Here is a 22,339-nt window from a genome sequence, read left to right on the forward strand (position 1 = left end):
CCGGCTGCGCCAAGCTGGTTTTCAAGCCTCCAGCCCCTGGCGGCCTTGGTAAAGCGCAAGATACCGGCTTGCCATCACAACAGGGTCGTGCTCGCGCGCCACATAGCTTGCGGCTCGCTCAATCATGGTTGCCCTTAGGACGGGGTCATCCAACACCCGTGCCATGTTGGCGGCCAGGCTGGCAGGGTCTCCCACATCGCTGCTCAAGCCCCGCCCGTCAGCCAGCACTTCCGCCAAGCCCCCCGCATTGGTGGCCACAACGGGTACGCCATACAGAAAGGCGTCCAGCACGCTGCTGCCCAATGCTTCGTAGCGCGACGACAGCACAAAGACATCCATCAGCCGGTACAGGTTCTCTACGCCCTCCTGAAAGCCGGCAAAGCAGTAGACCGATTCCAGCCCCAGCTCACGCACACGCTGTCGAGCGGCTTCCTCCTGACTTCCGCCTGCGCCTAGATGCAGGAAAACGAAATCCTGGCGCTCAAGCGCCAGCGCATGCACGGCATCGATCAGCGTCAGAGGATCTTTCTCTTCAGTCAGTGCTGCTGCTGTGGCTAGCACGCGCTTTCCTTCAAGCTGATGCTGGCGCGCAAAGGTTTGCAGATGTGCGGAATTCAGCGGACGCGCTTCCACTGCGCTGGGAATGACAACGACGTCCAGGCCCAGGCGGCGTGGTTCGGCCGCCGCCGCGTCGCTGATGGCCACCAGCACATCGGCTTGGCGCCACTTCCAAGCATTGCGCGACTCGTGCTTGCGCAGGGGAAATGCCGTGCGCCGCGTGAACACAATTCGGGTTTTTAACCAAGGGCGCAAGAATGCCAGCCAGCTCATCATATTGGCTGTTTGTGCATGCATGACATCGTATTGGCGGCGGCGTGACAGCAGAAAGCGGCACACAGCGCTGATGCTTTCACATTCATGCACCAGGATATCCAACTCGGCAGCTCGCCTTGCCAGCTCGCCGCCTTTGCGCGCCAAGAGTTCTACCTGATGGCCCGCCAGCATGTGTTGGCGCAGGGTCAACAGCGTCTGGCGTTCACCGCCACGCCAGCCGCGTTCAAAATTCAGTTGCAAAATACGCATGGAGTCGTTACTCAGAAACGGGCGTCGGGGGTGGGGTCAAAGTGACGTATGACATTCACCGCTAGTGCTATCGCGGCGCAGCCTATCGCCACACTGACACCGGCCACCGGGCCGTGAGCACTGCCAAGCTGGAAGGCCACGCCGACGAACGCCGTGCCCATGCCTTGCCCGAACACGCGCGTGGTGGCCTGCATTCCGCCCGCCGCGCCGCTGCGATGGCGCGGTATGCCGCCCAGCATGGCCCGGTTATTAGGCGTTTGGAAGAACCCGAAGCCCACCCCGGCGAAAAACATGCATATTAGCAACCAAGCCACCACGTTTTCGCCGCCGGCCAATATCACCCCGCCCAGGCCAAAAATCATGACAACGGAGCCCAGAGCACAAAGGATAGCCACTGGGAAACGCGCCGACATATAGGCGGAAACAGGCGCCATCAGCGCTCCGCCAACGGCCCACGCAGCCAGATACAAGCCGACCTGGGCATACGAGGCTTCATAAACCGCCTTGAAGTAGAAGGGTAAGGAGACAAATGCCGCCATCTGCGCGGCAAAGAAAAACGCCGAGGCCGCCACCGAATAACCGATGGAGCGAATACGCAACAGATCAACCGGCACAATCGGTGCGGCCTGCCCCCACGAGCGCCGTACCAACCCCCAAGCGATCAGGGCCGCCACCAGCAAACACAATGTGGCCTGTACCGCATCGCGACCCAGGGTTTCCAGCCCGTAAAGCGCTAAGGCAAACAACACGGCGCTCAAGGCGCAGGCAGTCCAGTCGAAAGGGCCCCTGCGGCGCGGGATATCCGGCAGGAAATGCAAGCCCATATAAGCCACCAGCCCCAGCGGAACATTCACCAAGAAGATGGCTTGCCAGGAAAACCACTGCAGCAACATAGCGCCCAAGGTAGGCCCCAGCACCGCCATAATGCCCACCGTAAAGGCATTGAGACTAATGCCCACACTCAACTTGGCGAGCGGGTAGGTATTACGCAATATGCCGCCGAACAAGCACATCAGCATGGCGGAACCCAAGCCCTGACCCACCCTGGAAATCACGAGATGCGTCATGCTGGAAGATAGCGCCGCCGAGACCGAAGCAGCCAGAAACACAACCAGGCCCAGCCCGAACATCAGCCGGAAGCCGATGCGTTCCGCCAGCGCTGACAACGGCAGTAAACACCCCACTACTGTAAGGCTGTAGGCCAGCACCACCCACACAGACTGACTGGCAGGGATGCCGAGCGAGTTGGAAATAGCGGGCAGGGCCACATTCGACATGCTGGAGTCGAACACCGTGATGGTGATGCCCAGCAAAAGAACGGCCGCCGACCAATGGCGACGGGGTACGGGCAAGCCGTCGGAGGCCGATGTGTCAGCTTCCGATTTATCCCGATGTTTCTGGGCTTTTCTTACCACCCCTACCCCTTCTTACACCCAATAACTTAGCCCCGACAACCACAGCGACAGGCCAGTAACGTGTACGGCCTGTTCAGCTGTTTCTACACACCTCAGTCACAGCGGATTCAGACTTTCTTTTGCGGCCGTTGCCAGTTCTCAACGGTAGTTTGCTGTGCACGGGATAACGTCAGTTTCCCCGCAGGCGCATCGCGCGTCAATGTTGTACCGGCAGCCAGCGTCGCACCTTTGCCTACCGTAACAGGCGCCACCAATTGAGTATCTGAACCGATGAAGACATCGTCTTCAATAATCGTGCGATGCTTGTTCACCCCATCATAATTACACGTGATGGTGCCGGCGCCAACATTGACCCGTTCGCCAATCAGCGCATCGCCAATATAGGCCAAATGATTTGCCTTGGAACCTGCGCCCAAGACGCTTTTCTTGATTTCGACAAAGTTGCCAACATGCGCCTCAGGGCCGATCTGCGCACCAGGCCGCAAGCGGGCGTACGGCCCCAGAACAGCGCTGGCGGCAACCGAGGCGTCATCAATGTGGGTGTAGGCTTCGATGCGGGTGCCGGCTCCCACCACGGCATTGCGCAGCACGCAGTGTGGGCCGACGTGCACGCCATCCGCCAGCTCGACCCGCCCTTCGAACACGCAGCCTACGTCGATGAAAACGTCGCGGCCACAAATGAGCTCGCCGCGCATATCAAAGCGCTCCGGGTCGGCCAGAGTGACGCCCGCCTCCAACTGGCGACGGGCCTGTTCACGCTGCCATGCGCGTTCCAGTTCAGCTTGTTGCACCCGGCTGTTAACGCCCAGCGTTTCCCAGGCGGAAGAGGGCTGAGCCGCCCGTACGGGCACGGCGTCGGCCACCGACAAAGCGACGATGTCGGTCAGATAGTATTCGCCCTGGGCGTTATCGTTAGTAATGCGCCCCAGCCAATCTCGCAGTTGGGCGGTTGGCGCGGCAAGTATGCCGGTATTCACTTCGTTAATAGCCAGTTCGGAATCGGACGCATCTTTGTGTTCGACAATGCGTGCAATATCGCCGGCCTCAGTGCGCACAATGCGGCCGTACCCTGCGGGGTCAGCGACTTTTTCAGTCAATAGCGCCAGGCCTTCCCCACGGACTTGCAGCAAGCGCTGCAAAGTCTCAGCTTGCACCAGTGGCACGTCGCCATACAACACCAACGTGGCATGTTCAGGGCTATCGCCCCCCACCAGATAAGGCAAAGCTTGCTGCACCGCATGCCCCGTTCCGTGCTGGGGACTTTGCAAAGCAAAAACGATGTCTTCCTGACCGGCAAAAGCCGCCTGCACTCGTTCGGCGCCATGACCGGCCACCACCACGATGCGCTCCGGCTGCAATTGACGTGCGTTGCCCAGCACATGGGCCAGCATGGGCTGGCCGGCAATGCGATGCAGGACTTTGGGAAGGTCGGACTGCATGCGCTTACCCAGGCCAGCAGCAAGGATGACGATATTCAGCATGTTACAGAGTTTCCAATACGTAACGGGACGAGAAGTGGCAGTCAGCCGGCTGTGTTACGAGCTGACGTAGTTTTTTTCGCAGCGGTTTTCTTGCTTGCTTTCTTCGCGGCAGGTACTGACTTGGCCGGTGCGGCTTTTTTTGCTGCGGCCTTCTTGGCTACTGTTTTCTTAGCAGCCGTGCTTCGCGCCGCTGTCTTGGCGGGCGCTTTGCGTGCAGGCTGGGCTTTAGCGACGGCGGCCCCCGCTTCAGATGCCGCTTTGCCGGCCTCGGCCAGATCCGCCATGGCGCCTTCGGCGCTGGCTGCCGTGGCGGCTGCCAAGGTCTGGAACTGCTGCTGCAACAAGCCCCACCAACCTTGGGCCGCGGACGCGGCAGCCGCCATGATGTCGTTTTGATCCGCCGCTCCCGACTGCCCTGCGGTCGAACCGCTCTCCGGTTCGGCGCGGGCCTGATCCTTGTCTGACGATGCAGCGGCTTCCGGTTGCGCTTGTGCTTGTGGCTGCGCAGGCTCAGCCTGAGCCGCCTTGGGCTCATCGTCGCTCTTGCTTGACCACGCTTTGAGCGCTTCATCCAGGGGGGATGCCGCACGCGGCGCATCGTTACCACCGGCCATCGACGCAGCACTGGTATCGACAAACGATTTCAATGTGGCGACTGTCGCACGCTGCACTTCCAGCCCTTGAATGGTGCTGGTCAGCATGGAAAGGTTCATGCGCAGCCAGTTTTCCACGGCACGCAGGTCGGCGATGCGCTTGTCCATTTCTTCGACGGACATTATGCGCCCCATTGTCGCGGCATCCAGGCCGCCGGAAGACGCCAGCCCTTCCCAGGCCTGACGCATCATTTCCATACTGGCCAGAATGGGGTTCTGGCTCGCCGGGCCTGCCTGCCCGAAACCTGGAAGCACAAAGGGGTTGTTTTGCATCAGAGTCTCCTGGAAGGGGGTATCTGTTTGTTTAAGTAAGGGGTTTATGAGTCGGGGCCGCCATTTTCCCGAATGTGGGCGGCCAGGCTATCCAAAATACAAGCTTCTGCTTCGTGAGTGAACGCCCCGGCTTCCACCATGGACCACGCCTCTTCGATGGTGACGAGGCGAATTTCGCTGACTTCACCGTCCTGGTTTTGCGGTGTCACGCTTTCATCCAGCACGCAATCGCTAACCAAAAGATCTTCGACTTGATAGCCTTCCGGTAAACGCCGGTGCATGCGCAGAATAACGCGCAAGGCGGAACGGCCCCGAATATCGCTGGCGCTCAGCCCCGCTTCTTCCGCGCATTCGCGCTGGAGGGAAAGATCGAGCGGTTCGCCTGAGGTGGCCAGACCTCCCACCAGGGTATCCCACATGCCCGGGTCAGTGGCCTTGGTATCAGAACGACGCGCCAGCCACATACGGCCATCCGGCGACCAAGCGTTTAGGTGCACGGCTTTGGTAAGCAGGCCCAGAGGCCGCATGGCGGCACGTTCCAGCACACACAGGCGACGACCTTCACCGTAGACATCAAGCAGTTCGTCGCGCCAGCCGCGCAAGCAGCCGTTATCGCGCAATACTTGCGCCACTCGCTCCATGACCGCCCCCAGCGGCAGACGCTGCTGCGGTGCAGCGCCAATATGAACGGCTTCGTCGGTGATGTGCACACCTTCCAAGCCGTCGACAGCGGAGGTAGCGCGGGGCGTGACCCAGCCGGCCACGCGCCCGGCGACCGTCAAGGGCCGGGACCCAGCGGGCGGTAGATGCTGTATGCAAGGCGTAAGCGTTTGCTGCCGAGCCAGAATAGCGTTTGAAAGCGCGGATGAAGAGAAGAAACTCATCGGGCCATTGTAGTGGAATGCGAAGGCAAAATGACCCGCAAACCACACACCCGTGTGCGGGCCCCGCCCTGCTAGGCGGAGAGGAGAGAAGTAAGTTTTGAATGAGTGCCGCAGGGGCGCCCGCAGAGGGTAAAAAAGGTGTGGTATTCCCTAAAAGCCCTGCTCGCGGCAGCGTCATGGGTATGAATACGCGGCATTACGGCTATAATCCGCAAAAAACATAAACAAAGAACAGGCAATAACCCACAGCTACACCATTCTAAAGCCTGTCCTCCGAGAATCCAGTGCACGGCCAAGTTTTTTGGCTCAGTTGTTTGACAAAAATCAATATTTTGACACAGCACGTTGCAACTAGGGGTCCGTATGATGAAGGAAAAGGGGGTAGTCGGTTTCGGTGCGCTGTTATTTTCAAGCACCGTATTCGCTCAAGTAGGAGACATGCCGGGAGGCCCTCAGGTCAACCAGCTCAACCTGACCCGAGGGGTTACGCAGGTTTCCAGCGACATCATGGATCTCCACTGGTTGCTGCTGGTGATCTGTGTGGTGATTTTCATCGGCGTATTCGGCGTCATGCTGTATTCGGTGGTGATGCATCGGAAATCCAGGGGAGCCGTTGCAGCAAAGTTCCACGAAAACGTAGGCGTAGAAGTCGCCTGGACTGTCATCCCATTTCTCATCATCATCGCCATGGCGATTCCGGCCACCCGAGCAGTTGTGGCCATGAAAGACACCACCAGCGCCGACCTCACTGTCATGGCCACCGGCTACCAGTGGATGTGGGGGTATGAATACCTCAACGGCCCTGCTGAAGGGCTGAAGTTCCTGGCCCGGCTTTCCACTCCCCGCGATCAAATCGAAGGGCGCGCTGAAAAATCCGACACCTACCTGATGGAAACCGACAACCACTTGGTGGTACCGGTCGATAAGAAAGTGCGTGTCGTGCTCACGGCCAACGACGTCATCCATTCCTGGATGGTGCCCGACTTCGGCGTCAAACAAGACGCCATGCCCGGCGTGCTGCGCGACACCTGGTTCCGCGCGAAGGAGCCCGGCATTTACCGCGGCCAGTGCGCTGAGCTCTGTGGGAAAGATCACGCTTTCATGCCCATTGTGGTGGAAGTCATGGAACAGGCCGATTACGAGCGATGGGCAGCCGAACAAATGCAAGCTCGCCAGGCCGCTGCCGACGACCCCACGAAAACCTACGAGCTCGACGAACTCATGACCCGAGGCGAGAAGGTCTACGCGGCCACCTGCATTGCTTGCCATCAGGCCAATGGTCAGGGCATGCCGCCCACTTTCCCCCCGCTGGTCGGCGCAGAGGCCACGGTGCTGGCCCCCATGCAAAACCAGATCGACATCGTATTGAACGGCCGGCCAGGCACCGCCATGGCGCCCTTCCGTGATCTGCTGAACGATGTCGAAATCGCATCCGTCATTACCTACACGCGTCACGCCTGGGGGCATCAAGGCAAGGGGCCCGACCCCATTGTCCAGCCCGCCGATGTCACAGCACAACGCTAGGCGCCGTTCAAGCGCCGCAACGATTACGCACGATCACCCGAATACGGCTCTGCGCCAGAAGGGCGCGGGCCAGCAGGAAGGAGCCAAGCATGAGCAGTGTTACCGCCGGTCAAGTTCCACCCACCGCTCACGATCACGAGCACGCCCACCACGGCCCGGAGAAAGGCTGGCGGCGCTGGGTATTTGCCACCAATCACAAAGACATCGGCACGATGTACCTTGTGTTTTCGTTCGCCATGCTGCTGGAAGGCGGGGTTCTTGCCCTGCTGCTGCGCACCGAACTGTTTGCGCCCGGGCTGCAATTCTTCCGGCCTGAGCTGTTCAACCAGTTCACCACCATGCATGGGCTGATCATGATTTTCGGGGCCATCATGCCGGCCTTTGTGGGCTTTGCTAACTGGATGATTCCGCTGCAAATCGGCGCCTCCGATATGGCGTTCGCCCGCATGAACAACTTCAGCTTCTGGCTGCTGCCCATCGGTGCGATTCTGTTCACCACATCATTCTTTGTGCCCGGTGGTGCCAGCGCCGCCGGCTGGACCATGTACGCGCCGTTGTCGCTGCAGATGGGCCCCGGCATGGACTTCACGATTTTCGCGGTGCACATATTGGGGGCCTCCTCGATTATGGGGGCCATCAACATTATCGTGACGGTGCTGAATATGCGGGCGCCGGGCATGACTCTCTTCAAAATGCCGTTGTTCTGCTGGACATGGCTGATTACCGCCTACCTGCTGCTGGCCATCATGCCGGTATTGGCCGCTGCGGTCACCATGTTGCTGACCGACCGTCACTTCGGCACATCCTTCTTTAACGCAGCCGCCGGCGGCGACCCGGTTCTTTACCAGCACATTTTCTGGTTCTTCGGCCACCCCGAGGTCTACGTGATGATTCTGCCGGCCTTCGGCATTATTTCCTCAGTAGTCCCCGCCTTCGCCCGCAAGCCTTTGTTTGGCTATGCATCCATGGTGTACGCCACCGCCGCCATCGCCATTCTTTCCTTTCTGGTGTGGGCTCACCATATGTTCGCCACAGGCATGGGCACCACCAGCCAGCTTTACTTTATGTACGCCACCATGCTGATCTCCATTCCCACCGGGGTGAAGGTCTTCAACTGGGTGGCCACCATGTGGCGGGGTTCACTCACCTTTGAAACCCCTATGTTGTTTGCCATCGGCTTCATCTTCGTGTTCACCATAGGCGGGTTCACCGGCCTGATTCTTGCCGTAGCTCCCATTGATATCCAAGTGCATGACACCTATTACGTGATCGCCCACTTCCATTATGTGATGGTGGCCGGTTCACTGTTCGGCATGTATTCCGGCGCCTATTACTGGCTGCCCAAATGGACAGGCGTGATGTATGACGAAAAACTGGGCAAATGGCATTTCTGGTCCAGCATGATTTCCTTCAATATCACGTTCTTCCCCATGCATTTCTTGGGGCTGGCGGGCATGCCGCGTCGCTATGCCGATTACGCTGCGCAGTTCACCGACTTCAACATGATTGCCACCATTGGCGCCTTCTGGTTCGGGTTCTCCCAACTCATCTTCCTGTGGCTGGTGATCAAGGCTGCACGCAAGATCGGCGAACCCGCACCGGCCCAGCCATGGGAAGGCGCAACCGGCCTGGAATGGTCGGTGCCGTCGCCCGCCCCCTTCCATACTTTTGAAACGCCTCCGGTAGTGAAATAGCCATGACACTGACACCTGAACAACGCCGCAAAAACCGCCATACCGCTTTATGTCTGCTGGCCTTCGCCTTGGGCGTCATGGCCTGGACGATCTGGAGCATTGTGTCGGGAAGTTGAACCGCATGACAAAAAACAGCAAGGAACCTCAGCAGCCGCAACAGACAGAACCCCGCGATTATTCCTTTTTGCAAACCATGCGGGCCGTCGCCTGGGGCATGTTGGGAGTACGCAAGGGCAAAGGCCATAGCGAAGACTTCAGCCGCCTCAACCCGCTACACCTGATTTTGGCGGGTTTGCTGGCCACCCTGGTTTTTGTGCTGGTTCTTATTGGCGCGGCGCGCTGGTTCATCGGCTATTTCACTCATTGACACCCGAATCAGAAGAACATCGACAGGAGACGCACCATGAACGCAACTCATGTGGAAAAGGACGGTAAAGCCCCGTACTACTACGTGCCTTCCAATTCGCCCCACCCCATCCGCACCAGCCTGTCACTGCTGCTGATGTTCTTTGGCGCTGCGCTCTGGGTCAACAGCATGTTCCCCGGCCGCTGGATGTTCATCATCGGGGTAATCAGCCTGTTTGTGTCGTTGTTCCTGTGGTTTGGTGAGGCCATCCGCGAGTCGGAGCGCGGGCTGAACAGCCAGCGTGTGGACCATGCCTACCGCTGGAGCATGGCCTGGTTCATTTTCTCGGAAGTCATGTTCTTTAGCGCCTTCTTCGGCGCGCTGTGGTATGCCCGGGAGATCACCACCCCCATGCTGGCCAACCTTGAACACCAGCATCTGTTATGGCCCGGCTTTATTGCTGAATGGCCTAACTTCGGACCGGGCGGCGTGGTCGAGGAATTCAAGACAGTCGGGCCTTTCTGGTTGCCCACCATTAATACCGCCCTGCTGCTGACCTCCGGCCTTACCTTAACGATTTCCCACCATGCGCTGCGGGCCAACCGGCGCGGCGGCGCCATTTTCTGGTTAGCGCTCACCGTTATCCTGGGTTTTACCTTCGTCGCCTGCCAGGCGTATGAATATATGCACGCCTATGCCGACCTGAACTTGCGGTTCGATTCCGGCATCTATGGCTCGTTGTTCTACATCCTGACCGGCTTCCACGGCTTTCACGTCATTGTGGGCGCTACCATACTCACCGTCATCCTGTTACGGATGATCCGAGGCCATTTCACTGCCGAACACCACTTCGCCTTCGAAGGCGCGGCATGGTATTGGCACTTCGTCGACGTCGTGTGGCTGGGCCTGTACCTCTATGTGTACTGGACTTAAGCCTTCAACTTACCGGAACCGGAATGCCTGTCGCGTTGATCCAGCCCAAGCGCCAGGCCAGCAACATAAAGAGGAATAACAGAATGGAAAGCCCGATACGGATTGTCAGCGCATACACCATGCGGTTTGTGCTGCCTCTATCCTGCATCAGGTAAACCCCTGCCGACACCAGGCTCGCCACAATCCCTAAAAAGGCCAGTAAAACGATAATGCGCATGTCAGTCTCCGTTGGAGCAAAACCCCTCGCCACAATGTTTGCGCCCAGCCCCATGTTGAATGGTCGGGGCCGCGCCGGCGGGTCTGCGTATTCGTATTCTTTGGTGTGGATTATCCTCTCGCCCTTCCAGGTTTCCAACTCAAGTTTCATAATGTCTGAATCCCGCAAGCCGCACGCCACCTCTTCCCACCACAGGCCACTGCGCAGCATGCTGGCTATGGTTTTGCTCAGTGTGACAGCGGGGGTCTGCTTTGCACTGGGGCTGTGGCAGCTGGAGCGGGCTGCGGAGCGCGATGCTCTGCAGCAGGTCATTGAACATGGCCGCCTGCAATCGCCCCTGACCTTGTCTGCTTATAGCGCTGCGACTGACCTGCTGCCCTGGCGCCCCGCCATCGCGCAAGGGCGCTGGGCACCCGAATACACGGTATTACTGCAGAACCGCAATCTGGATGGCCGGCCCGGTTACTGGGTGGCTACGCCCTTGGTGCTGGCGCTGCCTGCACCGCCTTCCAACCGCCATGACGCGGTTTCCGCAGGCTCCGCCGAAGCAGATGCCATAGGGCATGTGGATGGCAACCTGGATTTCCTCGGGCGCGGCCCTGTGGCTGGTGACACTGCCGTGCTGGTATTGCGCGGCTGGCTGCCGCGTGACATGCAAGGCGGGGGCATCGCGCCCGCTATTCCTGAAGAGCCCGGCATGGTGGAAGTGGGCGGCGAACTTCACAGCCATGTTCCCCGCATTTTTGAACTATGGGAATGGGCAGGGGGCGAATCCTCCCACCTCCCCGACACGCTGCCGCAAGCTGGCGGCGACATCCCGCAAGTGCAGAATCTCGACCTCAAGGCCTACGCCCGCGCCACAGGTCTGAACCTGCTGCCCGTCGTGCTGGCTCAGACTTCTGCATCGTCGGCGCCTTCGTCCTCATTGGGAAGCGGCGCCGTTCAGGCCGACGCACAACGCCCGCAAGCACCCAGTGCCTTACGTCGTGAATGGCCGGGGCCTTCGCTGGATTCCGACCAAAATCGGGGCTATGCCCTGCAATGGTTCAGCTTCAGCGCCATTGCCCTGATTGCCATCTTGTTTGTGGCCCGCAACATGCTGCGTCGCGCCCGGCACCAAGAACCCAGCAAGGAAGCACCATGACAACCCATCAAGCTCACCACCCCGGCGCCTTGCCACAGGCCGGCCACGGCCAACGCCGACGCAGCATGTGGCCGCTGTACGCCATTGTGCTGATGTCTCTGGCGCCTGTGGTGGCCGCTTTTCTGGCTTATTTCGTGCCGCAGTCGGGGCTGCGACCCGACGGCCATAACAACTACGGCCGCATTCTTGACCCCCAGCGCCCTATGCCCAGCACGCAGGCGCTGCCACTGACCACTCTGGAAGGCCGGCCCTTCAACCTGGAATCTTTACGCGGGCAGTGGGTGCTGGTGAGCGCCGATGACGCAGCTTGCCCGGAATCGTGCGTGCGCAAACTGTTCATCCTGCGCAATTCTCACGCCAGCCAGGGCAAGAATGTTGAACGTCTGTCGCGCATCTGGTTCGTGACCGACGATGGCGCCGTTCCTCAAGCCGTGCTCGACGCTTATACAGGCACGCATATGGTGCGCGCCGACCCTGCCGCGCTGGCCTCTTTCCTCACAGCCGACCGCAGCGGGCAGCAAGGCATTGAGGCCTTACGCAACCACATGTGGATTATCGACCCGCTGGGCAACCTGATGATGGAGTTCCCGCCCAACGCCGACCCGATCGAAGTGCGCGATGACATCATCAAGCTGCTCAAGCGCTCGCGGATCGGCTGACCTGAGGTTCCGCCTATGCCAAAAATCGCACAACGCTACCGTCGCCTGGTTTTTTTAACTTGGTTTCTGACTCTGGACCTCATCATGTTCGGGGCGTTTGTGCGTTTGACTGACTCAGGTTTGGGGTGCCCCGACTGGCCTGGCTGTTACGGGCAACTCAGCCCGGTGGGTGCAGCCGGACAGATTCGCGAGGCATTCGAAGCCATGCCGCATGGGCCGGTCAGCTTCACCAAAGCCTGGATAGAAATGGTGCACCGTTATGTGGGCGCTTTGCTGGGCATGCTTATCATCGCGATTTCCTGGATGGCCTGGCGGTACCGTACAGCTTTGGGACACTCGCCCGTGCTGGCCATCGCCACTCTGGCTGCGGTGTGCATGCAAGGCGCTTTTGGCGCCTGGACGGTCACCATGAAGCTTATGCCCCTGATTGTCACCACACATTTATTGGGCGGCATGATATTGCTTTCCATGATGACCTGGCTGGCGGCACGCGAAAAACGCCATGCAGCCGTGCGCCCACAAGAGATTCGCTGGCGGCCATGGGCGGTGGGCGGCATGCTGCTGCTGTTTGTTCAAGTTGCGCTGGGCGGCTGGGTCAGCACCAACTACGCGGCGCTGGCCTGCATGGATTTCCCCACCTGCCACGGTCAATGGGTGCCGCCCATGGATTTAACCAGCGGGTTTTCGCTGCTGCGGGCCCTGGGCGAGCGGCCTTCAGGCGAAGTCATTTCCCAAGATGCACTGACTGGCATTCATTGGGTACATCGCAATTTCGCACTGTTGGTATTCGCCTGGTTGGGTGCGTTGGCCATACGGTTACGCCATTCGGCTGCCCTGGGCGGTCCAGCCCGGCTGATACTGGCCTTGCTGGTTGCCCAACTGATCACCGGCCTGACCACCATATTCTTTGAATGGCCTCTTGCCATCGCCGTATTGCATAACGGCGGAGCCGCCGGGCTGGTGCTGGCCTGCACCACGCTGTGCGCGCGGCTGTATCACGTTTCCAAAGGAGTTGCTCATGACGACACTCAGCCTGCATTCTCAAAGCCTGCTGCGGCAGTACCTCGTCTTGACCAAGCCCCGGGTCACGCAACTGGCCGTGTTCTGTGCCGTGATCGGCATGTTCCTGGCCACTCCGGGGCTACCTGACGCCGGGCGTGTCGTCGCCGCAACGTTAGGCATCTGGCTATTGGCCGCCGCAGCGTTCGCCGTCAATTGCCTGATTGAGCGTGAAATCGACGCCCGCATGCTGCGTACTGCTCGCCGAGCCACGGCACGAGGCACCATTACACCCTTACAGGTGCTGGTGTTTTCGGGGCTACTGGGCGCGGCGGGCATGCTGATTCTCTATCACTGGGTGAACGCCCTGACCATGTGGCTGACTTTTGCCACCTTTGTCGGCTATGCCATCATCTACACCATGATACTCAAGCCTCGCACCCCGCAAAACATCGTGATCGGGGGGCTGTCAGGTGCAATGCCCCCTGCACTGGGCTGGGCCGCCATCGCCGATTCCGTACCTGCCGGCGCCTGGCTATTGGTGCTCATCATCTTTATCTGGACGCCTCCCCACTTCTGGGCGCTGGCGCTGTATCGCAACAACGACTACAAACTGGCAGGCCTGCCCATGCTGCCTGTCACCCATGGCCCGCAGTTCACACGGCTGCACATTCTGCTCTACAGCATCGCCCTGTTCGCCGCCGCCATCATGCCCTTTATCGTGCGTATGAGCGGGCCGCTGTATCTGGTGGCCGCCGTCGGCCTGAGCGGTTATTTTGTCTGGCGTTCATGGGAGCTTTATCTGCACTACAGCGACGAACGCTCGCGCGCCTTGTTCCGTTATTCCATTATTTACCTCGCCTTGTTGTTTGGCGCATTGCTGGCGGATCATTGGGTAGGGTTGATCTAGGGCGCGGCAACTACCGGCGGGCATTCAGATAAAAAAAAGGCACCGGGGAGGTGCCTTTAAAACATCCGCTTCAGAAGGGAGGGGAAGAAGCATATCGTGAAGCGGAAGACAGTTCCGTAGTACGCGCAGTGCGCTGCATGGGATGCCTGTTTAAGTTAGTCAGCTGATTGTCAGCTTGGTTCAGTTCCAACACCGGGTTTTATGAAACAATTTGTATCAGACCGCTTTCTGTACTAAAAGAAGCGCAGGATTTACGGCGGATACTTGACCCGGCCTTACTGCAACGCAGCCCGCAGCTTTTTGAACGCAGCAGCTTCGATCTGGCGCACGCGTTCAGCGGAAATACCGTACTCGCCTGCAAGTTCCGTTAATGTCATGCCACCATCGTCCTGCAACCAGCGTGCCTGCACGATACGCCGCGAACGCGGGTCCAGCGTTTCAAGCGCCTTGGCCAAGCCCGGGCCTTGCAGATGGTCGTGCTCACGACGCTCCAGCACCTGAGAGGGTTCGTCGTGCCCTTCGTCGGATAAATAAGAAATAGGCGCGAACGCTTCATCGTCATCCGCAGGCGCTTCCAGAGCAAATTCCCTGCCCGACATGCGGACTTCCATTTCGCTCACGTCTTCAGGGCGCACGTTAAGTTCACGCGCGATTTCATTCACTTGTTCGGTATCCAGCGTCTGCCCATCGGGGCGCATGCGGCGCAGGTTGAAAAACAGCTTGCGCTGCGCTTTGGTGGTCGCCACCTTCACCATGCGCCAGTTGCGAATGATGTATTCGTGGATTTCGGCTTTGATCCAGTGAACGGCGAACGACACCAGACGCACCCCGCGATCCACATCAAAGCGCTTAACTGCTTTCATGAGACCGACATTGCCTTCTTGGATAAGATCGGCGTGCGGCAGCCCGTAACCCAGATACTGCCGGGCGATGGACACCACCAAGCGCAAGTGGGACATCACCAACTGCCGAGCGGCGTCCAGATCGGATTCATCACGCAAGCGCCGCCCCAGCAAAACTTCTTCCTCTGGCGTCAGCATAGGAATACGGTTGACGGCGCTGATATAGGCCTCGATCGTACCCAGAGCGCCGGGATTGGAAATAGCGACTGCCAGAGTGTTCTGGGGAGTCAGCGTAAGGGCGTTTGCACTTGAATTCATCGTAATGACTGTTCCTCACGAAAATAATTCTATTGATCTCTTGATGTTAGCACTCTAGAGCCGGGAGTGCTAATAGAAAATTAGACGCTCTCTCGACTTACAAGTTCCTTAAACGGGGTCTGTCCCCGTTTAAGGTTATTGTAAGGTTACCGCAAAAAATGCAAAAACCGGGACAGACCCCGTTTAGAGTTGTTTGGCGTGGAAGGCCAGGTGGTCGTCCATGAAGGTGGAGATGAAGTAGTAGCCGTGGTCGTAGCCTTCATGGCGGCGCAGGGTGAGGGGTTGGCCGGCTTTCTTACATGCTGCCTCGAATGCCTCGGGGTTGAGTTGGTTTTCGAGGAAGTTGTCCGCCAGCCCCTGGTCGATGAGAATACCTTCCGGGTAGGGGCAGGATGACGCCGCCATCAATTCTGAGGCGTCGTACTGAGCCCATGCAGAACGGTCGTCACCCAAGTAGCCTGTAAACGCTTTCTCTCCCCATGGGCACTGCATCGGCGCGGCGATTGGTGCAAATGCGGATACCGAGCGGTAGAGATTGCGGTGCCTCTGAGCCAGCACTAAGGCGCCATGGCCGCCCATGGAATGGCCGAAAATTCCTGCGCGCGCGGCGTCGCCCTGCAATTGTGTGGTGGCGATTTCGAATAGCTCCTGGGTCACATAGCTTTCCATGCGGTAATGCTTGGACCACGGTTCCTGAGTGGCGTCCAGGTAAAAACCTGCGCCGGTGCCGAAATCCCAATCGTCATCTTCGCCGGGAACGCCGGCGCCACGGGGGCTAGTATCCGGCGTAACCAGCATCAGCCCCAGTTCCGCAGCACGGCGTTGCGCCCCCGCTTTGATCATGAAGGTTTCCTCGGTGCAGGTGAGCCCGGCCAAGTAGAACAAAACCGGCACCCGACCCTGTTCGGCCTGAGGCGGCACAAATACCGAGAACCCCATCGGCAGGCCGATGGCACGAGAATGATGCTTGTAAAAAAATTGTGTGCCGCCAAAGCAGCGATGGCGGCTGACTACTTCAAGAGTATCCGTCGTCATTTAAATTTCCTTATTGAATCTATATCTCACTCAGCACATCCCGAGCCCACCAACACATGCTGTGCGAAGCCCATTCAGGGCGCCCCGGGAAACACTGAATACACAGAGCGACAACCAAAGCGATCGCAAGGATTTGCATCAACGCAAATCGTCCGAGCTTGTCGATGCATGCTGCGCAAAGCCCCTTTCAGATTCCCCTGCGTAATACGGAATACACCAAGCGATACGCACGCCCTGCGGGCTGGGGTGGGTTGCCAGGCGCTAACCTCAGCGACAGCCATAGCCACCGCACCGCGTTGCGCCCGCCCTTCACGCCGGCCCGCAGATGCACGCAGACGAAGCTGCGATCAGTATTTCCTTAATACACCACGACCGAACGGATGGATTCCCCGCGCTTCATCAGGTCGAAGCCTTCATTGATGCGTTCCAGCGGCAGGGTGTGGGTGATGAGATCGTCGATGTTGATCTTGCCTTCCATGTACCAGTCAACAATGCGCGGCACGTCGGTACGGCCACGGGCGCCGCCGAAGGCGGAGCCCTTCCAGACCCGCCCCGTTACCAATTGGAAGGGGCGGGTGGAAATTTCAGCGCCTGCTTCGGCCACGCCAATAATGATGGATTGGCCCCAGCCCCGGTGGCAGCATTCCAGCGCCTGACGCATCACCTCGGTATTGCCGATGCACTCGAACGAGTAATCGGCACCGCCATCGGTGAGCTGGATGATGTGATCCACCACATTTTCCACTTCCTTGGGGTTAACGAAGTGCGTCATCCCGAATTTACGTGCCATGGCTTCGCGTTCGGGGTTGATATCCACCCCGATGATTTTGTCGGCACCCACCATTTTGGCGCCCTGAATCACGTTCAGGCCGATGCCGCCCAAGCCGAATACGACCACATTGGCGCCGGCTTCCACATTGGCGGTATACAGCACTGCACCCAGGCCGGTGGTCACGCCGCAGCCGATGTAGCAGATTTTGTCGAACGGGGCATCGCTGCGCACTTTGGCCAAGGCGATTTCCGGCACCACAATGTGGTTGGCAAAAGTGGAAGTGCCCATGTAATGATGCACGGGTTTACCGCCTACCGTGAAGCGGCTGGTGCCATCGGGCATCAGCCCTTTACCTTGCGTGGCGCGGATTGCGGTACACAAGTTAGTCTTCTGCGACAGGCAGGACTTGCACTGGCGGCATTCCGGAGTGTACAGGGGAATAACGTGATCGCCTGGCTTGAGCGAGGTCACGCCGGCGCCCACTTCCAACACCACGCCTGCACCCTCATGGCCAAGAATCGCCGGGAACAAGCCTTCGGGGTCGGCTCCAGACAAGGTGTACAGGTCAGTATGGCAGATGCCGGTGGCCTTGATTTCCACCAACACTTCAAACGCCTTAGGGCCTTGCAGCTCAACCTCTTCGATGGTCAGCGGTTCGCCGGCCTTCCATGCCACGGCAGCTCTGGTCTTCATGCGTTCTCCTTGAAAGCAGGGGGCATCAGTTCCCTATGAATACGAAGATGCGAGGGGGTTCTCCCCGGAACCCCCTCATCTTAATGGATGGGATCAGTATTGGGCGGACTTGCCGGTCAGCGCTACGCCAAAGCGCAGCATTGCGTAGGACACGGCGTCAAGCCAACGCTGAATGATATTGCGTTTCTTAAGATGTTCCGCAGTGACAACGCGCGCACCAACACGCATTTCCGCCTCCAGCGCCTCTTTCAGCCTACCAGCAAAATCTGTATCGTCAATGAAGACATTGGCTTCGCGCGCCAATAGCAGACTGAAAGGGTCCAAGTTGGAAGACCCCACCATGGCGTAGCCGTCTATGACGGCTACTTTGGCGTGCAGATAGCTGGGCATGTATTCGTGAATTTCCAGGCCATCAGCCAGCAAATCGTTATACATGTATCGACATGCGCGGTACTGCATGGCGTATTCCGCACGCCCTTGCAACAATAAACGCACTTTCACGCCGCGCTGTACGGCTTTACGTAAGGCCTTGCGCAAGCGCCTGCCGGGAAAGAAATAAGCGTTGGCAATCAGCACTTCGCCTTGGGCACGCGCCAGCGCAGCCAGGTAAACATCTTCAATTCGTTGGCGAAAGCGCAAGTTGTCGCGCAGCACCATGGCTGCTCTCATGCCATTGGTCGTGCTCTGGTGGCGCTTCTGGCGCCGTGCCAGAAGTTTTTCACCCATCTGCTGGAAACGCCGGTAGAAACCCATGCCGCCGTCCGGGCGACGCCAACCCATGCGCAGCCATAAAGCGCGCTGGGCATGGATGAGATCATCAACAATAGGCCCGCGCATTTCTACGGCGAAATCAAAACGCGGCTGCGGCCCTTTGCCATCGTTGGGGACGTCTTCGTAGTCATCCAGAATATTGATGCCGCCGACAAAGCCTATTTCACCATCCACCACGCAAGTCTTGCGGTGCATACGCCGCAACCGTCGCAAGTTGAATGTGGCCTGACGCAAACCGGTGGGCTCCGGCCGATAGACCTTGTAGCGCACCCCGCTTTGAGTCAGTAAATCGCAAACATCAAAAACGGTATCGTTACAGCCGAAGCCGTCCAGCACTACCCTCACCTTCACGCCCCGGCGCTCGGCGCGCTGTAATGCATCAATCACGCGATAGCCGGTGTCATCCAGATTGAAAATGTAGGTTTCCAGATGCACGGACTGCTGCGCGGCGTCGATGGCGGCAATCAGTGCAGGAAAGTATTCGCCCCCATTCTGTAACAAACGAATGGCATTGCCTCCGCGCCATTTGAGCTTAAGACGTGGCGCTACCATGGCTACACTCCCAACCGGTTGGCACGTCCATATCGTCTAAACCCTTATGGAAGCTCGAGTTCGGCAAACAATGGAGCATGGTCGGAGATCTGCCGCCACGGCATGCCATGCAACACCTTGGCATGGCGCACGGCAAAGCCACGCTGGTAGATGCGGTCCAGCCTCAGCCAGGGAAATGCTGCGGGAAACGTGCGAGGCGGCGGAGTCAGGCGTGCCGCTCCATGGGCACCCAGCTCATGAACTGTCTGAGACAATGCCCTCGGCCTGAACGCCATATCGCGCAAGCGGCGTAACAGACGCGGGTCCGGCGCCTGAGGCGCGACGGCAAACACTTCGTACAGGCCCAGCTGCTGCACGAACAAAGGTGCGAGACGGTTGTTCCAATCGTTGAAGTCACCCGCAATCAGCACAGGCTCGTCATCCGGCACCAGCCGCTTAATACGCTCGACCAAAGCCGCTACCTGGCGCGAGCGGCCGCCACCAAACAAACCCAGATGAACGACCAGGCAATGCACTGGCGTTTCGTTGATTTCCACCACAGCATGCAGCAAGCCACGCTGTTCCATGCGATGGTCGGAAACATCCTGGTTTTCGTATTGAAGGATGGGGAATCTCGACAACAAAGCGTTGCCGTGGTCGGTGCGGGCCCGCACCGCGTTGCAGCCATAAGCCGCCTGCATGCTGAGCACTGCGGCCAAGGATTCATGCTGGCCGTCCAGGTGGGAGCGCCGTTCGTTGCGGCCCTGAACTTCCTGCAGAAAAAGCAAATCGGGCCGCAGGTTGTACAACCCCAGGCGCAGCGCCGTCAGCGATTCACGAGTTCCCGTCGCTGAACGGCCCTTATGAATGTTGTAACTGACGACCCTGAGTACGGTCACCTGGGGCTAGCTCCTTATTTCACTTCGGTGTTGCGCAACCTGATATGAAGTTCGCGCAGCTGTTTTTCATCAACAGCCGACGGCGCATGCGTTAACAGACATTGTGCACGCTGAGTCTTGGGGAAGGCAATCACATCGCGAATGGACTCTGCACCGGCCATCATGGTGACCAGTCGATCCAGACCGAAGGCCACCCCGCCATGCGGAGGCGCACCATATTGCAAGGCATCCAGCAGGAAGCCGAACTTGAGACGCGCTTCTTCGTCGTCGATATTCAGCGCACGGAACACCTTGCTCTGAATCTCTGCGCGGTGAATACGCACCGAACCGCCGCCGATTTCCCAACCATTCAGCACAATATCATAGGCCTTGGCCAACGCCTTGGCAGGGTCGGTTTCGAGAAGATCCTCATGGCCGTCCTTGGGGCTGGTGAAAGGGTGGTGAGCCGCAAAATAACGGCCTTCCTCTTCGTCGTATTCGAACATGGGGAAGTCCACAACCCACAGGGGCTTCCAGCCGCTTTCGAACAGGCCGTTTTCCTTGCCGAAATCGCTATGCCCGATTTTGACACGCAAGGCGCCCATGGCGTCGTTGACGATTTTGGCTTTGTCGGCGCCGAAGAAGATGAGATCGCCGCTTTGTGCACCCGTGCGCTCGATCAGGCCCTTGAGGGCGTCAAGGTGGATGTTTTTGACAATGGGCGACTGCAGGCCTTCAGGCAGATTGGCGGCATCATTCACTTTGATATAGGCCAGGCCCTTGGCGCCATAGATGCCCACAAACTGCGTGTAGGCGTCGATTTCACCACGAGTCAGGCTGGCGCCGCCGGGCACACGCAAGGCCACCACACGGGAAGCCGGGTCGTTGGCTGGCGCTGCAAACACCTTAAAGCTGACATCCTTCATGAGGTCGTCAACGTTGGTGAATTCCAGCTTTACGCGCAGGTCGGGCTTGTCGGAGCCAAAGCGGCGCATGGCTTCTTCCCACGTCATGGTGGGGAACTGCTCGGGCAGTTCGACCTGCTGCACTTTGGCGAATACATGGCGCATCATGCCTTCAAACAGTGCGCGGATTTCCTCTTCGTTCAGGAAGGAGGTTTCGCAGTCGATCTGGGTGAATTCAGGCTGGCGGTCGGCACGCAAGTCTTCGTCGCGGAAGCACTTGGTGATCTGGTAGTAGCGGTCGAAGCCGGACACCATCAGCATTTGCTTGAAAAGCTGAGGCGACTGCGGCAGCGCAAAGAATTCGCCGGCGTTCACACGAGAGGGCACGAGGTAGTCGCGCGCACCTTCGGGTGTGCTCTTGGTGAGCATGGGCGTTTCAATGTCGATAAACCCTTGCTCGTCCAGGTATTTACGGACTTCCATGGCCACCCGGTAGCGCAGCATAAGGTTTTGCTGCATCTGCGGGCGACGCAGGTCCAGCACGCGGTGAGTCAACCGCGTGGTCTCGGAAAGGTTGTCGTCATCCAGTTGGAAGGGCGGCGTCACCGAAGCATTGAGAATTTCGATTTCGCGGCACAGCACTTCCACTGCACCGGAAGCCAGCTCGGGATTGATCGTGCCTTCCGGGCGCTCGCGCACCAAGCCGGTCACCCGCACGCAGAACTCATTGCGAATGCGCTCGGCAATGGGAAACGATTCCTGGTTATCGGGATCAACAACAATCTGAGCCAAGCCGGCGCGATCGCGCAGATCAATGAAAATGACTCCGCCATGGTCGCGGCGGCGGTGGACCCAGCCGTATAAAGTGACTGTCTGGCCCAATTGGGCTTTGCTGACCTCGCCCGTGTAGCAGGTACGCATCAAGGATGACTCCATGTAAAGAAGACGGAATTATAAAGGGAACGCCGTGACCGGCGTTCCCACCGCCTCGCTGCCTCATGGCAGCGGTGAACCCGGTTATGAATTCCGCTTTCAGGCGGACGCTGAGTCGCCCGAGCAGGAAGACCCACCTTCCGATGCTCCGCCGGCGGGCTTGCCGGAAGAGCCATTGTTGCGGAAATCGGTGACATACCAGCCCGACCCCTTGAGCTGGAAGCCCGCCGCAGTCACCTGCTTGGTGTAAGTTGCCTGTTCACATTCGGGGCAAACAGTAAGCACAGGGTCAGACATCTTCTGAAGAACGTCCTGCTCATGACCGCAGGCGCTGCACTTATACGCATAAATAGGCACGACAAATCATCCTAATAAAAAAAACAGGAGAAACGCCGCCACCGCGGCAAAACCTGTTGATTTTAACCGGTTTTCTATTCGTCGGCCCC

General features: G+C 58.7%; 20 protein-coding genes and 1 pseudogene. 8 read left to right on the forward strand and 13 right to left on the reverse strand.

The annotated features are described in order from the left end of the window. Nucleotides 1-21: 21 nt before the first annotated feature. From VRY85_RS02975 to VRY85_RS02995, 5 genes are all read right to left on the reverse strand, one after another. The gene (locus VRY85_RS02975; RefSeq protein WP_414597114.1) at nucleotides 22-1,083 is read right to left on the reverse strand and encodes a glycosyltransferase family 4 protein; all 1,062 of its coding nucleotides are present in this window, start codon (nucleotides 1,081-1,083) and stop codon (nucleotides 22-24) included. 11 nt (nucleotides 1,084-1,094) lie between these two features. Next, nucleotides 1,095-2,498 (reverse strand): MFS transporter, encoded by a 1,404-nt coding sequence (locus VRY85_RS02980; protein WP_414597115.1) that lies wholly within the window; start codon nucleotides 2,496-2,498, stop codon nucleotides 1,095-1,097. Nucleotides 2,499-2,605: 107 nt separating this feature from the next. Continuing rightward, nucleotides 2,606-3,979 (reverse strand): bifunctional UDP-N-acetylglucosamine diphosphorylase/glucosamine-1-phosphate N-acetyltransferase GlmU, encoded by a 1,374-nt coding sequence (gene glmU, locus VRY85_RS02985; protein WP_414597116.1) that lies wholly within the window; start codon nucleotides 3,977-3,979, stop codon nucleotides 2,606-2,608. A gap of 41 nt (nucleotides 3,980-4,020) precedes the next feature. After that, nucleotides 4,021-4,905 carry a PhaM family polyhydroxyalkanoate granule multifunctional regulatory protein gene (locus tag VRY85_RS02990; protein ID WP_414597117.1) on the reverse strand — a complete coding sequence of 295 codons (885 nt, stop codon included), beginning with the start codon at nucleotides 4,903-4,905 and terminating at the stop codon, nucleotides 4,021-4,023. 44 nt (nucleotides 4,906-4,949) lie between these two features. Then, nucleotides 4,950-5,789, reverse strand: coding sequence for a DUF4743 domain-containing protein (locus VRY85_RS02995; RefSeq protein WP_414597118.1), 840 nt, complete (start codon nucleotides 5,787-5,789; stop codon nucleotides 4,950-4,952). A gap of 363 nt (nucleotides 5,790-6,152) precedes the next feature. Between VRY85_RS02995 and coxB the strand changes: the two genes are divergently transcribed. From coxB to VRY85_RS03015, 4 genes are all read left to right on the forward strand, one after another. Continuing rightward, complete coding sequence (gene coxB / locus VRY85_RS03000; RefSeq protein ID WP_414597119.1) at nucleotides 6,153-7,313, forward strand: cytochrome c oxidase subunit II; 1,161 nt, start codon at nucleotides 6,153-6,155, stop codon at nucleotides 7,311-7,313. A gap of 89 nt (nucleotides 7,314-7,402) precedes the next feature. Then, nucleotides 7,403-9,007: a cytochrome c oxidase subunit I gene (gene ctaD / locus VRY85_RS03005; RefSeq protein WP_414597120.1), complete on the forward strand. Its 1,605-nt coding sequence runs from the start codon at nucleotides 7,403-7,405 to the stop codon at nucleotides 9,005-9,007. 121 nt (nucleotides 9,008-9,128) lie between these two features. After that, complete coding sequence (locus tag VRY85_RS03010) at nucleotides 9,129-9,374, forward strand: DUF2970 domain-containing protein (RefSeq protein WP_414597121.1); 246 nt, start codon at nucleotides 9,129-9,131, stop codon at nucleotides 9,372-9,374. Nucleotides 9,375-9,410: 36 nt separating this feature from the next. Further along, entirely contained in the window at nucleotides 9,411-10,286 is an 876-nt protein-coding gene (locus tag VRY85_RS03015; protein WP_414597122.1) for a cytochrome c oxidase subunit 3, read from the forward strand. Nucleotides 10,287-10,290: 4 nt separating this feature from the next. On the opposite strand, the gene VRY85_RS03020 is transcribed toward VRY85_RS03015, so the two are convergent. After that, on the reverse strand, nucleotides 10,291-10,503 hold the full coding sequence (locus VRY85_RS03020) for a twin transmembrane helix small protein (protein ID WP_414597123.1): 213 nt from the start codon (nucleotides 10,501-10,503) through the stop codon (nucleotides 10,291-10,293). 151 nt (nucleotides 10,504-10,654) lie between these two features. Here VRY85_RS03020 and VRY85_RS03025 point away from each other — a divergent pair, with 151 nt between their 5' ends. From VRY85_RS03025 to cyoE, 4 genes and pseudogenes are all read left to right on the forward strand, one after another. After that, nucleotides 10,655-11,647, forward strand: coding sequence for an SURF1 family protein (locus tag VRY85_RS03025; RefSeq protein WP_414597124.1), 993 nt, complete (start codon nucleotides 10,655-10,657; stop codon nucleotides 11,645-11,647). Then, a complete protein-coding gene (locus VRY85_RS03030; RefSeq protein ID WP_414597125.1) occupies nucleotides 11,644-12,306 on the forward strand; it encodes an SCO family protein in 663 nt (220 codons plus the stop codon). Before VRY85_RS03025 ends, VRY85_RS03030 begins: the two co-directional genes overlap by 4 nt. Before the next feature lie 15 nt (nucleotides 12,307-12,321). Continuing rightward, a pseudogene (locus tag VRY85_RS03035) lies at nucleotides 12,322-13,299 on the forward strand (COX15/CtaA family protein); the annotation flags it as partial. Between the two features lie 25 nt (nucleotides 13,300-13,324). Continuing rightward, nucleotides 13,325-14,215, forward strand: coding sequence for a heme o synthase (gene cyoE, locus VRY85_RS03040; RefSeq protein ID WP_414597126.1), 891 nt, complete (start codon nucleotides 13,325-13,327; stop codon nucleotides 14,213-14,215). Nucleotides 14,216-14,490: 275 nt separating this feature from the next. Here cyoE and rpoH read toward each other — a convergent pair whose 3' ends face one another. From rpoH to VRY85_RS03075, 7 genes are all read right to left on the reverse strand, one after another. Then, nucleotides 14,491-15,375: an RNA polymerase sigma factor RpoH gene (rpoH, locus tag VRY85_RS03045; protein WP_414597127.1), complete on the reverse strand. Its 885-nt coding sequence runs from the start codon at nucleotides 15,373-15,375 to the stop codon at nucleotides 14,491-14,493. A gap of 183 nt (nucleotides 15,376-15,558) precedes the next feature. After that, complete coding sequence (fghA, locus tag VRY85_RS03050; protein WP_414597128.1) at nucleotides 15,559-16,410, reverse strand: S-formylglutathione hydrolase; 852 nt, start codon at nucleotides 16,408-16,410, stop codon at nucleotides 15,559-15,561. 358 nt (nucleotides 16,411-16,768) lie between these two features. Beyond that, a complete protein-coding gene (locus VRY85_RS03055; RefSeq protein ID WP_414597129.1) occupies nucleotides 16,769-17,875 on the reverse strand; it encodes an S-(hydroxymethyl)glutathione dehydrogenase/class III alcohol dehydrogenase in 1,107 nt (368 codons plus the stop codon). Between the two features lie 93 nt (nucleotides 17,876-17,968). Beyond that, the gene (gene clsB, locus VRY85_RS03060) at nucleotides 17,969-19,198 is read right to left on the reverse strand and encodes a cardiolipin synthase ClsB (protein WP_414597130.1); all 1,230 of its coding nucleotides are present in this window, start codon (nucleotides 19,196-19,198) and stop codon (nucleotides 17,969-17,971) included. A gap of 44 nt (nucleotides 19,199-19,242) precedes the next feature. Beyond that, nucleotides 19,243-20,076 (reverse strand): endonuclease/exonuclease/phosphatase family protein, encoded by an 834-nt coding sequence (locus VRY85_RS03065; protein ID WP_414597131.1) that lies wholly within the window; start codon nucleotides 20,074-20,076, stop codon nucleotides 19,243-19,245. A 14-nt stretch (nucleotides 20,077-20,090) separates the two neighbouring features. Continuing rightward, complete coding sequence (gene aspS, locus VRY85_RS03070) at nucleotides 20,091-21,881, reverse strand: aspartate--tRNA ligase (protein ID WP_414597132.1); 1,791 nt, start codon at nucleotides 21,879-21,881, stop codon at nucleotides 20,091-20,093. 111 nt (nucleotides 21,882-21,992) lie between these two features. Further along, the gene (locus VRY85_RS03075) at nucleotides 21,993-22,250 is read right to left on the reverse strand and encodes an FmdB family zinc ribbon protein (protein WP_414597133.1); all 258 of its coding nucleotides are present in this window, start codon (nucleotides 22,248-22,250) and stop codon (nucleotides 21,993-21,995) included. Nucleotides 22,251-22,339 lie beyond the last annotated feature (89 nt).

The organism is Achromobacter sp. F4_2707, from assembly GCF_047501535.1.
Classification (GTDB): domain Bacteria; phylum Pseudomonadota; class Gammaproteobacteria; order Burkholderiales; family Burkholderiaceae_B; genus Yanghanlia.